General features: G+C 43.2%; 9 protein-coding genes and 2 rRNA genes. 1 reads left to right on the top strand and 10 read right to left on the bottom strand.

The annotated features are described in order from the left end of the window. Nucleotides 1-89: 89 nt before the first annotated feature. From GX654_21800 to GX654_21785, 4 genes are all read right to left on the bottom strand, one after another. Nucleotides 90-4139 (bottom strand): hypothetical protein, encoded by a 4050-nt coding sequence (locus GX654_21800; protein ID NLD39496.1) that lies wholly within the window; start codon nt 4137-4139, stop codon nt 90-92. A gap of 9 nt (nt 4140-4148) precedes the next feature. Next, nucleotides 4149-5906, bottom strand: a complete 1758-nt coding sequence (locus GX654_21795; GenBank protein NLD39495.1) for a BamA/TamA family outer membrane protein — start codon at nt 5904-5906, stop codon at nt 4149-4151. Nucleotides 5907-6066: 160 nt separating this feature from the next. Next, nucleotides 6067-6873 (bottom strand): DUF169 domain-containing protein, encoded by an 807-nt coding sequence (locus tag GX654_21790; protein NLD39494.1) that lies wholly within the window; start codon nt 6871-6873, stop codon nt 6067-6069. A 16-nt stretch (nt 6874-6889) separates the two neighbouring features. Next, nucleotides 6890-9211: a beta-glucosidase gene (locus tag GX654_21785; GenBank protein ID NLD39493.1), complete on the bottom strand. Its 2322-nt coding sequence runs from the start codon at nt 9209-9211 to the stop codon at nt 6890-6892. 379 nt (nt 9212-9590) lie between these two features. Here GX654_21785 and GX654_21780 point away from each other — a divergent pair, with 379 nt between their 5' ends. Further along, on the top strand, nt 9591-10328 hold the full coding sequence (locus tag GX654_21780; GenBank protein ID NLD39492.1) for a DUF1638 domain-containing protein: 738 nt from the start codon (nt 9591-9593) through the stop codon (nt 10326-10328). A gap of 119 nt (nt 10329-10447) precedes the next feature. Here the strand turns inward: GX654_21780 and GX654_21775 are convergent, their stop codons facing one another. The 6 genes from GX654_21775 to GX654_21750 all read right to left on the bottom strand — a co-directional run. Then, on the bottom strand, nt 10448-11683 hold the full coding sequence (locus GX654_21775; protein NLD39491.1) for a peptidase S13: 1236 nt from the start codon (nt 11681-11683) through the stop codon (nt 10448-10450). Nucleotides 11684-11696: 13 nt separating this feature from the next. Further along, a complete protein-coding gene (locus GX654_21770) occupies nt 11697-12326 on the bottom strand; it encodes an MBL fold metallo-hydrolase (protein ID NLD39490.1) in 630 nt (209 codons plus the stop codon). A 116-nt stretch (nt 12327-12442) separates the two neighbouring features. Further along, nucleotides 12443-12970 carry a PaaI family thioesterase gene (locus tag GX654_21765; GenBank protein ID NLD39489.1) on the bottom strand — a complete coding sequence of 176 codons (528 nt, stop codon included), beginning with the start codon at nt 12968-12970 and terminating at the stop codon, nt 12443-12445. Between the two features lie 144 nt (nt 12971-13114). Then, a complete protein-coding gene (locus GX654_21760; GenBank protein ID NLD39488.1) occupies nt 13115-14038 on the bottom strand; it encodes an MBL fold metallo-hydrolase in 924 nt (307 codons plus the stop codon). A gap of 537 nt (nt 14039-14575) precedes the next feature. Further along, nucleotides 14576-14692: ribosomal RNA gene (rrf, locus tag GX654_21755) — 5S ribosomal RNA — on the bottom strand. A gap of 47 nt (nt 14693-14739) precedes the next feature. Further along, a 23S ribosomal RNA gene (locus tag GX654_21750) occupies nt 14740-14913 on the bottom strand; the annotation flags it as partial.

Raw genomic sequence — 14913 nt, 5'->3', positions numbered from 1 at the left:
TTTACGTCTTGTTAAAAAAATTCAGTGGAAACTTAATGAATAAAAATATGCCCGTCAACAGATTTCGCTTAATAAAAATTTATAATATCTCAGTAATCAAGTTTAAAATTAATACCCATTTCCGTGTCAGCATTTTCTCCCACACTGGTATCAACAGTTATTCTTGGTGTAAGCTCCCATTTAACCGAGACCTTACCACTTTCAGCGCTTATACCCTTCTCAACTTCTACATAAATACTATCCCCGAGGTATTTTCCCGCACTTAATGCAGATTCACCGGGGCTTTCCCCTGACTGTTTTACCTGCAGCCAGTCCACTCCTATTAGATTTCTGGTATAGGCCAGAGGGTCAAAACCCCTTCTACCCATCATCTCATTTATTGCCCCTGCAAGCTGTAGAGCCTGTATGGGAGTAATCTGTGATATCTCCCTGTCAAAAAGTATCCTTGCCATGATTTCATCCTGCGGCAGGGCAGGTTCTGAATAGAGTGTGAAAACAGGGGATTTAATATTCCCCCTGAGGTTTACATAGGCAGAGATATTATTGTTAACAGCCCTTCCAGTGACCTCAAAATAGGGTTCAGGGGGCGATTTCCCTGTAAAACTGACCGATCCAAGGGTAAGTATAAAAGGTCTTGAAAGAAAGTTATAATTCCCCCTTATAAGGGTAAGATTTCCGAGTAAAAGAGGGGTGTCCGCACTGCCTTCCAGTTTAATATCTCCCCTCCATTCTGATTCAAGCCCCCTTCCGTATATATAGACCCTTCCACTGCTCGAAACCCTTACATTGAAGTTTAGGCTGCTTTTTTCAGGTCGCTCAGCGACCTTTTCAGTAACCAGCCCGTTCGTTACATTGATCTCCTTTATTTCAATATCGGTGATCTCGTAACGTAGCTTTTCAGGGATCTGTATATCGGCCTTTTCAATGCTGAACCTGCCCATGATATTGTGTTCACCTGCCCTCCCTGATATCTCTGTATCCCCACCTATAGTAAAACTCAGCATATCATGGCCTGTATACTGCATCTCTTTAAGAGAGATGGAGAGGTTATACCTGAAGCTCTTCATGGTATCAAAACTGATCTGGCCGCTTCCTGTTACTTTTCCTTTTGATCCGTCATCAGCTGAAATGTGATGAACAAAAATATCGCCCCCCTCCGCAGATATATCGGCACTGATATCATTAAGGATAATACCCAAGCCTGTGTTCTCATAGCCCCCCTCAGAAAAGGTCGCCCGACCTGTTATAAGCGGAGAGGTGTAGAGCCCGTTTATGTCAAAATCGGCAAGAAGCCTCCCTTTGAGCGTCTGACCATGGATATCAAACAAAGATGTAATGGCTGCAAGGTCAAACTCCCCTTTAAGGCCTCCTGTCAGCGGGGCATTATCATCAGCATCAAACGTGAAGGGATGGATGGAGAAACTGCATGGGACCATCATCATGCCCCTGATACTGGTGCCTGATATTCCAAAAAGGCTGAACTCTCCTGACAGGGACTCCTTATTTACTAGAAAGGAGGCGCTGATATCAACAGGGGGAATACTGCTGTTTTTTATCCCCTTAACTCTGGCCCCTCTGATATCCATGCTGCCTGATATATCAGGCATTTTAGGTGTACCGCTAATACTGATTTTTCCATCCATCGCACCTTCAAGCTCATTTATACCCGCAAGGGAGAGGAGGGAAAGAGGTATCTTTTCGATATGGAGATCTCCATGCATCCCGCCCGTGGAATAATCCATAGCCCCTGTGATCTTTCCTGTATCAACACCAATATTGATCCCCCTTATCAGCGTCTTATCATCCGAATAGCGCAGAATTAAAGGTTCCATAATTGCTATACGGGTCTCACCGAATGAGATCATAAAATGGGTAAGCCCCGCCTCTTTTTTCCCGTTCTTATCAGCAACCGCTGCTTCTGCCTCAAAGAGGGTTTCAATGGGGGCGTTAGCCCTGCCATTGATGAGGATCCGGGCGTTCTCTTTTTTGCCGGTGGCAATTATCTCTATTGTTTCAAGCTCAGCCTCCTTGAAAGTATAACCCCTGAGAGATGTCTCCAGCCTGAAATTTTGAGAGCCGGAGATATCAGACACATGGCCTGTTATATCTATGCCCTCTACAAGGTTCTCTTTATACTCCACATCCCTTGCAGTGAACTGGAAACCCACTCTCTGGCCCTCCTTTTCTTCAGTGAAGAGAAGCTCCCCTGATGCTGTACCGGTTATGTTGTAGCCTGACAGAGAGGTTATGCCCGAGAGATCATCAGATGAAATACAAATAATGCCGTTTAAAAAATGTTTTACCCTGCTGTAGTTTATGTTTCCATTAATCCTGGTCTCCATACCGGATATGTTAATCTTCTCAAATAATATATCCCTGTCAGAGAGAGCAAGACCAGACATAATATTCAGAATGTGTTCTCCCCTTTGCACCTGTGCTGATATTCTCCCATCGCCTTTATGATCATTGAATCTTCCGTTGAACCCGAAAGAGACCCTGTCTGCCCCGGCGCCTTTATATGAAGGCCGGTTAATATCAGCATCCACAGTGGCTGAAAAAATATTATTATCTCTCTGGAGCGTAAATATTATTTCACCAGAGCCCGTGATCTTCTCATTTATGTGCCTTGAGAGTGTATCAAGGTCATGCAAGCTGAGTCTCCCGTTAAGATTCAGATTATTATTCAGAAAATCCATCTCTCCTGATACAAGCAGCATAATATTTTTTGATTCAACCTTAACCATTTCTGCTTCCAGTCCAATGCCCGCCCTGTTCAACAGGTTGAATCCGTATGAGATATTTTTATCATGGTATTTTTTATCTCCCGAAATAATCAGTATCTCACCAATGGAACCGCTACCTGACAAAGCTATTTGAGATGCATGGTTTATTTCATCCATAAACCTTACCTCTCCACTCCCGCTTATATCATGGAGTTTCGCCTCTTCATTCACAAGTTCAGCAATGCGATAAGTCAGATCAATATCGGGCCGGAGTAGTTTACCTTTTAAGCTGCCTTCCACCTTTAATCCATCGGCTGTGTATCCCTTCATATAATGTTCAAGACATTTTGTGTCTCTGATATCCAGATGAAAATCCCCTTCAATAGAAAGACCATCAGGCTTAAATATGCCTTCGTAACCTGAGACCATCTCCCCTGTTCTTATTTCAAAAGTATTGAAGAGTATCTCCTTCTTGTTTGTCAGGTCTGCATCTATCCTGAAATTGACAGGGGAAGCTATACATATATTCAGATCCCTTAAAAGGGTATCAACAGGTTTTAACTCCGCTGAGATAATAAACCGGTAATACTTCTTTCCTTCCACCTCTATGTCAGAGGTTATTTCTCCTGCATCACTGCCTGATGCATTGAGCCTGCCGCTGAAGCCTGAATTGGTCCCCTTTCCCTCGAAATCAAGGTTGAAATCAATGCCTGCGCCTGTAAGAGAGTAAAGCAGGCCCCTGCCAGGGTCCCTTGCTAAAAGCCTTATTTCGAAATCTTTAGTATTGCTGTTGATCAGGGAAGAAAATACGAGAGACCCGGCATGACCTTTGGTGCCGGTTAATACAAGATTAAAGGCTGTGACTTCTCTTAAACCTGTACCTGTAATACCGCCTGAAAGAGAGTATCGGGAAGCTTGGCCCAGAATGGTTTCATCAAGATCAATATGAGGCGACTGAATATCCTCGACAGTTAACCATGAAGGAAATGAAGGTATTGTAAAACCCTCCGGCATCTCTTTACCTCTCACTTTATCCCTGTGAGGCAACCGTTCTACAACAGCCTTATCAACATTTATCTTTTTAATGTAAAGGCGACCAGCAAGAAGTTTAGTTGGGAGTATATGTACGGAACACCCGCTGAGTTTCATCCACCTGCCTTCCATGTCATGAATACCAAGCTCGCTGATAACAAAGTTGAAGGGCAATACCCCTTTTATTTTGCCTGCCTCAAGCGTGATACCCTGTTTTGCAAGGATATGGCTGTTGAGCAGATTAACAGAAACCCCTTTGATATAGTTGGTCTGCATCATGGTGAAAAGAAGTATGCATCCCAGAACAGGCACAGAGATAATCAGCGCCATATACCCTGCACCCTTCCTGACCATTCTGCATACCACTGATATCTTCATATTCATAACACCCTGTTAAAACGCCTGTCCTAAACTGATATAGATCTGAAAGGAGTTATCAATACCCTCCCTTTTATCAAGGGGGATCCCGATATCGAGCCTTAAGGGGCCAATGGGTGTGAAGTATCTGAAACCCATGCCTGTTCCCCACCTGATATCTTCGCCTCTGCCAAAGGGCCTTTCAGTAAAGGCACTGCCACCATCCAGAAACAGGACAAGCCCCATATTTTTTGTGATCCTCCACCTTGATTCAAGCGACATTTCCAGCAAGGATTTTCCTCCAAGCGGCGTTGTGCCTGATATAGGGCCTACAGACTGAAATGGATAACCCCTTACTGATCCGCCTCCACCAGCATAAAACCTTTCAGTGGCAGGGATCTCAGTATGACCGGCGCCCTTGATTATTCCAAATGTGACGCTCCCGGCCAGTATGGAGACAGGGTCATCCATTATCTTAAGATAATGCCTGTAATTAATAATCCCTTTATTAAAGAACAGGGATTCATGAGAGAGTTCATAAAAAGGTGTAATCTTGACTGAGAACCTGCTGCCTCTCACAGGATCAAGCAGGTCATCACTGGTATCAATACCCAGGTGAAGGGGTAGAGAGATCTGGGAAAATCTGTTAACAATACCAAGCTGATCTATTTCTGACCACTTGTATGTGAGCCCAAGGCCAGTATCCAGCTTTACTGTCAGTTGCCTGTCGATAAAGATGGATCCTGAAAAACTGTCACTGGTGTATGCATCAGGGTCCTCATAGGATTTTTGAATGGAAAACCGCAGAGACTGATCCCTTCTCAGGAACAAAGGCTTTTTAAAGGTACTTTCTGCTGTTGTTAGATAGTCTGACAGGGTCACATTCAGCCCCAGCCTTTCACCATGCCTGAACAGGTTTCTATTTTCCCATGAAAATTTGAGACCCGGACCCTCATCTGTATGGTAGTTCACCCCTGCGCTTACAGTGTTATGCTTACGCTCAGCAACATTAACCTCTACCAGCATGGTCTCTTCTGATTGACCCTTTGTCTCTATGATCCTCACTATAGAAAAAAGGCCAAGGTTCATCAGTTCTGAATAATAGGCTGTAAGAAGCCCCGGGTTATACTGGTCTCCCTCTTTCCAGGGAATCAGTTTTATTAGAAACGCCGGGTCAACTTGTATAAGCCCGCTGAATGATGTCTTTCCAAACTGCGCCCTCCGTCCGGGGTTAAATAAAAAATGGACCTTGACAGACTCGGTATCATGGTCTGCCACCACATCTCTGTTTACCACAACAGGATAGGGAAACCCCTGTTTCTGTAAAAGGAGAAGCAGCCTCTTCTCTCCATCAAGTATATCCTTTGAGCGGTATGGCTGCTTTAATACAATTCCGGCCTGGGAGAGATCAGGTCTTCTGATTTCCTCCTTGATATCATCGGTAAAAGATATATCAGCCGATTCAAGTATAAACCTCCTGTTGATAATAAAATCAAAGGCAACTAGCCAGGGGCTTTTATTTGTCTCTATACTTTCCCTGATCTCAGCCTTGAAGTAACCCTCTGACTTGAGGAACCTTTGAAACAGATCGATATCTTCCCTGACCCTCTTTCTGAGCATGCTTATTGAGCCAGCGGGCCTTGATGATAGCTCAAGGGTCTGGGAGAGATCGCGAACAGGGTTCAGGAGGTCATTATTCTTTATTCCTCTGAACTCAACCTTATAGGCGGCCTCTTCTTTACAGAGGCAGTAACTACATCTAAAAACCACACTTAAAAATAATAATATAGACACTGCTCGAAGGATAACTGAAGATGAACCGGATATGATTGATATATTTTTAATGAAAATCCTCATAAATAATCAGATAAATGACTGGCTCTGACCTGCCTGAACCCTTGAATGACATACTTGCTGGTTCAGGCAGTAGTTGATCCCAATACATTAATGAACTTTATGTTTTACTGTTCACATCAAGCCCTGCATTTTTAAAAATAATATCATAAAATTCAGGCCGTTTAAAATCCGGCTGCATCCACTTTTTTAAACCGGTATAACCCTGCCCCATGCGCTCTACCTGCCTTACGGCATCAATAAATTCATCAAGCCTCTTTACAGGCATTGAAAATATAACCTTGTCTTCATCGGTGAGCGCCCTTTCATATTCGCCCGGATCAGGGAAAGTGACCCTGTAATTCCCATTCAGGAATACAGGCACCACTGAATAGACACAGGAATCAAAGGGTTCTATATCAGACTCCACATGGTATTCGCCCCGTGCAAACTTGAGCGCCATAAGCGCGCTTCTTAACTGGCCATTGTTAAAATAGATCAATATTACATCAGGGATAAACTGTGCTGTGGATAGAGGGGCAGATAGAATGCCGATATACTCCCCTGTCGGTAACGATGGGAGCGCATCTGCAAGTTCCCTTGTCCATTTCAGGATACCCTTCACGGAATCAGGGGCCTCATTAATACCTGCATCTATAACATCAGGGGAGGCAAGCCCGTATGCAACAAGGGGTGCCCAGCAATACTGGTCTTCCTTGAGTATGGCCACTGTTTCACCCTCACGCCTGGACATGGCAAATGCCTGGCACTGCGCAAGATGGATGCCTTTATCCCTTTTGGGTCGAATCGCGTGTTCGGGGATCTCATCCTCGCTCTTTATGAATTTGATACCTATTGGAGGTGTTTTCAATCTTAAAAGGCCCTCTATCTCAAGACTGTATTTGTTTATCTTTTCAAGTTCACCCATCTTTTACCCCCGCTTTTTAGTTAATGACCGTTAGTGTTGCTTCAATCAATTCCTCAGAATTTCCCCCTGCCATTATCTTGAATGTGCCTGGTTCAACAACCCTGTGCATATCACGATTTAATAATGAGAGTTCTTCAGGCCCTATCACAAATTCAATCCTCTTTGTCTCGTTAGGTTCAATGGACAGACGCTTAAACCCTTTAAGCTCCTTCACTGGCCTTGTGACAGAGCTTACCTCATCCCTTATATAGAGCTGAACCACCTCATCCCCTCTTAGTTTACCGGTGTTTGTCACACTAACAGACGCCACTGTTTCGCCCATTGTACCTATCTTATCAGATGAGAGTTTGATACTGTCATACCTGAATGCCGTATAGCTCTTTCCCCAGCCGAATGGATAAAGGGGTTTGGGCGTTGAGTCTACATACCCGCGCCTTGCAGTGGGCTTATGGTTATAATAAACAGGTAACTGACCAACAGACCTCGGGACAGATAATGGCAGTTTACCGCCAGGGTTATATTCCCCGAAAATGACATCTGCCACTGCGTTTCCTCCCTCCTGACCCAGATACCACCCCTCAAGGATGGCAGGCACATTTTCTGCTATATAGTTAATGGAATTGGGTCTACCGTGAATAAGGAATACAATAACAGGTTTATTAAGATTAAGCATCTCTTTTACAAGGTCATTCTGGTTCCCCAACAACTCAAGGCTGTCCCTGTCGCCAAGGTGGCCTATCCATGCCTCCCTTGATGTAAACTCATTCCCGCCCAGTGCAAGTATAATAACATCCGCATCCTTAGCAGCCTTAACCGCCTCCTTTATGCGTTCTCCATTTTTTATTGGGTCAGCAGGCTTCGGGTCTTCAAAGGTAAAGACTGTTGAATCGGTCTCTGTAATTTTGCAGCCCTCTGCATAGATCAACTCCTGGCCTGAAGCCAGTCTGTTCTTTATCCCCTGTAAAATATCAACACCCCCTTCAGGAAACCCGCTGTAGTTTCCAAGGTGAACACCCTTTGCATTAGGCCCTATTACAGCTATCCTTTTATATTTATCCTTTGAAAGAGGGAGAAGGTTATTTTCATTCTTTAAAAGGATTATTGCCTCCCTGGCCGCCTTTAATGCAAGGGCCTTATGCGCAGGGGCTTTATAGACCTTTTCGGCATAATCGGGGTCAACAAAAGGGTCATCAAAAAGGCCTGTGATAAATTTTGACCTTAGCACCCTCCTCACACATTTATCTATTGCACCCTCTGATACCACACCTTTATTTACCAGCTCGATCAGCGCATCATACATCTCGGTGTAGGGGAGTTCTATATCCACGCCCGCCTCAATCGCTTGCCTGGCTGCCTCCTCCTTTGAGGCCGCAACAAAATGTTTTTCTTTTAACTCCTTGATACCATAATAGTCAGATACTGTATGGCCCTTAAAGCCCCATTCCTGGCGTAATATTCCATCAAGAAGCCCGATGTTCGCATGGGAAGGGATGCCATCTACTTCATTGTAGGATGGCATGATGCTTTCTAGGTTTGCCTCCTTTACAGCTGCCTCAAATGGTTTAAGAAAATATTCTCTGATAACCCTTTCAGAATAATTCCCCGGCCCAACATTGGTGCCATTTTCAGGCTGGCCATGCACGGCAAAATGCTTTCCTGTTGCAATAACATTGGATTTGCCAATAAAGACGGAGTTTCCCTGAAAGCCTGATACAGCGGCAACACCTATCCTTGATGCGAGATACGGGTCTTCACCATAGGTCTCCTCTGTCCTGCCCCATCTCGGGTCCCTTACAATATCAAGCACCGGTGCGAGCACCTGCTGCGCCCCCCTGGAGCGCACCTCAAGGGCGATTACAGTAAAAACCTCATTTACCAAATCAGGATTCCATGTGGATGCAAGGGCAATGGCCTGTGGAAAGGAGGTTGCCTTTCCAGTAGCAAGCCCGTGCAGCGCCTCTTCATGAAACATGACAGGGATACCGAGCCTTGTATTTTCCATAACCCACTTCTGCACGGTATTTGTAAACTCGGCCATCTCCTTTGGCCCGAGCCTCATCCCTGGCCTTGATATCTGACCGATACCGTTTTTAAAATATTTAACCGCACGCTCCGGGACTATCTTCCCATCCTTATCTATAAATGATGTCTCTGCATCGGAACCAAATCCCAGCATGGGCATTGTGCTTGTAAGCTGGGCCACCTTTTCTTCAAGGGTCATCCGGGGAACAAGGTCATTCACCCTGTCATCAACAGGGAGGCTCTGGTTTTTATATGCTGGGTTCTCCTGCGCTATAACTGCTGCCTGTAATATTAATAGTAAGAGTAGTACTTTCATCTAGGCATATCTCCTGATAATTGAGTGATCTGAAAAACTACAACCTCTTGTTATATATCATGAATAGACATAATCCATGTCTATAGCACCTGAAAAATTAAAAATAAAGCTTATTTATTCAAGGTGTTCACCTATTCCTAACCGCTATTCCGCCTGGCCATGATTAGGATGAATTGACTCAGAATAACCCCCATGATAGTCTCTTTTAAAATTGCAAAATTTATTAGTGAATATGCCATAAAATATGTTTCACTACGGAGCACAGATAACACGGGGAAAAACTTTTAACATCTCCGTGTTCCGTGGTTATCTATAACGACTTATGTTATATTTTTATAAATTTAGATAACGAATTACTTTACAGATACCGGAAATTAAAATGAAACTGAAATGTATTTGCTGTGATGCCCTTGCGAGATATGCCTATTTCTGTGTGGCTAAATCACCGCACCTTGTTGACATTGAGCTCGTATCAATGGGGCAGCACATAAAACCAAAGGAACTGAACAAAACCCTTCAGGAAAAGATAGATGGTGTCACAAATAGGAGTTACGATGCAATACTGCTCTGTTACGGGCTTTGCGGAAAGGCAACAGCCGGGCTTGTTTGCCGTGATATACCGATCATTATACCACGTGCCCATGACTGTATAACCCTTTGCCTTGGCTCAAAAGAGGAGTACAAAGAGCAGCAGAGGAGCTGCCCCGGCACCATATGGTATACAAAAGATTATATGGAACGTCTTGATAATGCAACCGGAGGAACCGGCATTGGGGCAGATTCCGCAACACTATACGATGAAAATGCATATGAGGCCATGGTTAAGCGCATGGGTAAAGAGAGGGCAGACAGGATAATTGCCTCCATGAGTGACATGACAAAACACTACGAGCGCATTGTCTTTATTGAGCAGGGTATAGTTGAAGATAAAAAGGCAGAAGAATTTACTCATAATGAGGCGATAAAAAAGGGGTGGCGTTTTGAAAAGATGATGGGTGATATCAGGCTGATAAAAGGTCTTATGGATGGAGAGTGGCCCGATGCGGATTATCTTTATCTTAAACCTGGGCAAAAAATAGCAGCAGGTTTTGGCGACATGATAGTAAAGGCAGATTAATCTTCACAAGCGATCAGCCATCAGCATTCAGCTTTCAGCAAAAGGCATTAGAATTGGCTGACCGCTGATCGCTGACTGCTGAGAGCTCCATCCGTAATTTGTCTCTTTCTGGATGGACTCTATTTAGAAAAGCCTCTGTACCATTTTTCCATCAGGTCAAGTACCCTGTCACGGTTATTCATTTTCTGATTAAGGATGATTACAAAGCTGTCATGATTTCCTTTGTTATTAAAATACCCTGCATAGGTGTAAACGCCATTCAGTGTCCCTGATTTAATATATCTGCCTTTTTCCAAAGGCAGCAATTCAGCATAGGGCCTGAACCTTTCAAGTACTTCCAGCATGGCTGTTGCGGTTATGAGGTTGTTTCTCGATATGCCTGAACCCTCGTCAAAGATCATCTCTTTTGATGAACTGGGAAAATTCTTATCAAGATATCCCCGCATGAACCTGGATGATTTTTCCCATGTGGCCGGATACCCGTATGCTGTCGCGCCAAGCGTTAGGAATATCTGGTTAGCGGTATAATTACTGGAATAAAACAGCATTTCCCGAATTACCTCATAAAGTGCCTTTGATGAGTAATGCACATACAGAGGATCAAGATCTTTCGGCACTTCTTTTTCTGAGGAGGTTCCTTTTCTGGTAATCCCGTTTCTCTCCTGAATGGCCCTGAACAGTTCACCAACATACCTTGATATATTTTTACGGGACTTTGATATATTTATGCGGTGTTTGCCGCTCTTAAACCCCTTGCCCATCTCTTTCATGATCGAAAGTGTCGGGGTCTGTTTTTCAGCAGAGGTTATTGCGCCGTTTTGATCAACAGAAAAGTAAATAGTATTGAAATTTACAGCAAGTGCACTGTTTTCAACATCATAGGGATTAAGGCTTTTACTTACACCGGGTGTTATCTGTGGTATTTCAAACCGGATGTTGTCAAGATAAATATTGTTTATCTCTGACACCCCCATTTTTTTAAGGGCCTTGAATATTATATCAATCTCCTCAGAAATAAGCGAAGGGTCCCCATACCCCCTTATATAGAGGTTATGGGCGTTATCCTGATAAAATTCTGTTTTAAAGTGATAATCCTTGCCAAGGGTCTCAAGTGCGGCAAGGGCTGTGGTAAGCTTCCATATGCTTGCAGGTATAAACCTGGTATCAGAGTTATATGAAAAGATAGTCTTTCCATCTTTTGTTGCAGTATAACTTCCATTTACTACAAGTCTGCTGATCCTCTCCTTATAGGTTAGATCAACACCGTCAGCAATATGCGGCAATAAAACTAAGCCAAAGGCAAGTATCATGAAAAGACTTTTTAAAACGGATAACAGGGCATTACGATTCATCATTAACCTGAAAAACCTAAAGGAACGGATTGGTCATCTTTTCCCGCCCGATTGTGGATGAAGGTGTAACCCCATAATCATGTCCGGGCCAGACGATTGTTTCATCAGGAAGTGTCATAAGCCTGCTGTTTATAGAGTTCATAAAGGTATCATAATCCCCTCCGGGAAAATCTGTTCTGCCGATAGCGCCCACAAACAGTGTATCGCCTGTAAAAAGATTACCACCCCCGTATAGGCACATGCCACCAGGGGTATGGCCGGGGGTATGGATAACCTTCAGCTTCACATCACCGACCTCTATAAAATCATCATCCTTCACACATATGTCAGCAGGTGGCGAAGGGGTAAAACCCATCTGGAGTGCATGATTACGCCACTCTGGCAGACTGAAAAACGCATTATCCACTTCATGCATAATTATCTGCGCCCCGGTAAGCTCCTTGATCCTGCCATTTCCACCTGTATGATCGGCATGGCCGTGAGTGTTGACTATGTATTTAAGGGTTAAGCCCGTTTCCGTTATTCTCTGGAAAATAAAATCCTCATCACCTGCAGGGTCAATTGCCAGGGCCTCTTTTGTCCTGGGGCATGACACCAGGTAGCAGAATACATCCATAAAACCTACTTTTATCTGTTCAATATCCATCTTGTTCTCCAATTGTTAAGAAATTAATATACGGTAAATAGAATAGAGAAAAGAGTAAAAACTCTTTCTATTTACTGTTTTCTCATTTCTGTTTCCTGGCCTCTCTTTCCTCTTTTCTATCTTTTCTCTGTTTTTTCCAGCCCATCTATAAGGGAAAAAATCTCCTTTTCCGAATCTTTAAACCCTTGTTGAATATCCTCCCGCGGGATTATAATAAATTCCCCACTGGCCTTTGCAAGCAGGGAATTATGATTATCCCTGAGTTCGCCTGTAGCCTTGACTATTTTATCATCCTCACTGTTTGTTAATATGCTTCCGCTTGCTATAAGAGGCACACCGATCTTAACAGGTTTTATATACTTTATCTCAAGCTTCCGGGTAACAAAAAAACACCTCTTAATATAGAGGATGGTCCATGACATCACCTCATCAAGGATTGTAGAGATGATGCCCCCATGGGCAATATCTGACCATCCCACATGATACCTGTTTAATGTTGTCTCTGTAATGACCTTATTACCAACGGCAAAAAATTCCAGGTTCAGACCTATGGGGTTTGCCGTACCGCATGCAAAGCAAAAATAGCCTTCCGGTTTTTTGATTTTTAGTTTATTCGCCTTTGTTACTCTGTTTTCTGTATGCATTATCAGGTCTGTGAGGTTAGTTTATTAAACATACCTGGATTTATAAATCTTTCCAGGCATGTTTTTAAATGCCTTTTGCTGATAGCTGAATGCTGACGGCTGAGTGCTTTCATCCAAAAACATCCGTTTTTGGATGAACATATACTATATGCTGAAATCCGAGTCCCTTCCATTTTTCTGTGATCTCATTACCATAACCTTGCAGAGGTCATACATGACCTTGAAGGGCTGAATGTCAGTGATACTGTAGACAAAACGACCCTTGTCTATTGCGATTGATTCAGGATCATCGCCCCTTTCAAGGCGGTCAAGGAGTTCATTATGATAATCCCTAGTTGCATCCATAGCACTCTTAAGATGCCCTTTTACATCGCCCTCTATTATGTGGTTATGGCTTAGAACCGCCCTCTTCGCTGGTAGAGTTGCAAGCTTCCTTATGCTGTTGCAGTAATCCGGAAGGGATACAAAGTAGTTCGGCCAGAATGCATCTTTTTCAGGCACATAAAAACCTGTTGAATCCCCAACGATCAGGGTGCCCTCTTTTTTGTCGAAAAATGAGAGATGGCAATATGAATGGCCTGTGGTCTCAAAGACATCCCATACAACACCTTGCCCTAAATCAAGGGTATCGCCCTCCTTTACTGTCTGATCAACCTGGAAGGTGTAATCTTCAGGCACAGGAGGAAGCTCATCAATCTCATTCTTTGCCTTCATAAGCTGTGCAATGCCGGTGTCAACAACCAGGAATTCATGGAACAGCTCTGTTTTACTGAACACCTTTTCAGCATTCGGACTTGCTATCAGCTTCATATGAGGCCAATGTCTCTTAAAGTGAGGGATGCCGCCTATATGGTCTGCATGTGTATGGGTCAGTACTAAATATTTAATGTTCTTTGGGTCAATCCCCAGGTAGTTGATCTGATCAACAATAATCTGGAATGTCGGACCGGTTCCTCCCTCAATAAGCATGCCGAAATCACCCATTGATAGAAAAGAGGGGAAGGCAGGCGTGCCAAGTTTATAAAAATTTTTAGTCACCTCTATTGGGGGATGTTGCTTTATATTCATCAAATCTAAATCCTCCTTATTAATTGTATGATACAAAAGTATTTTTTGAAATTGGCATACAACAAAAAACGCCAGGGTGTGTGCCCGGCGTTTTCAACCTATTTATTCACACACGCTTTTTTATCAGGGATTTCTTTTAAAAAAGAAAACCTGAAAAAATATATTAATACTCTGATTTTCCATCATTTTTATCATAAAGGCGAATCTTACATTTCAGCATTTCTTTGTCAACAATAAAAAGCCCATCAGGAAAAACAGGATAATTTGTCATGAAAATGCAGGTTTAATCAAATCTGTTTAAAAAGGTGAAGAAAGTTGCGACTCACGGTAAGTATTTCTCCCCTATCTTTTAGGGTTTATAAAATAAAGTCTGTGCGAAAAATAAAACACTGTCATGCAATCAGGATAATAATCTCACTTTTATCTCCTGATAGTGTCTCCTATTAAGTGAAGTGTATACCTATCGTAAAAAGCAAAATTCATAGGATAAATAAAAAAAAGGCCCCTTGACGAATCAAGGGGCCTTTTAATTAAAAGTCCCGGCAGCGTCCTACTCTCCCACACAACCTCTCATGCAGTACCATCGGCGCTAAAGAGCTTAACTTCCGTGTTCGGAATGGGAACGGGTGTGACCTCTTTGCTATAACCACCGGAAACATATCTAAAATATATAACTAAAATACAGAGTAATTTATAAAAAAGGTTTAAAATGGCCAAGCCTCACGACCTATTAGTACCAGTTAGCTGAATGTGTTACCACACTTATACACCTGGCCTATCAACCTCGTAGTCTACGAGGGGTCTTTAGTCCTCCCGAAGGAGAAAGGGATATCTAATCTTGGAGTTGGTTTCCCGCTTAGATGCTTTCAGCGGTT

It is taken from the genome of Desulfatiglans sp. (genome assembly GCA_012513605.1).
Lineage (GTDB): Bacteria > Desulfobacterota > DSM-4660 > Desulfatiglandales > HGW-15 > JAAZBV01.
The sequence above is the reverse complement of the archived record's forward strand: the minus strand, read 5'-3'. Positions and strand labels throughout refer to the sequence as shown.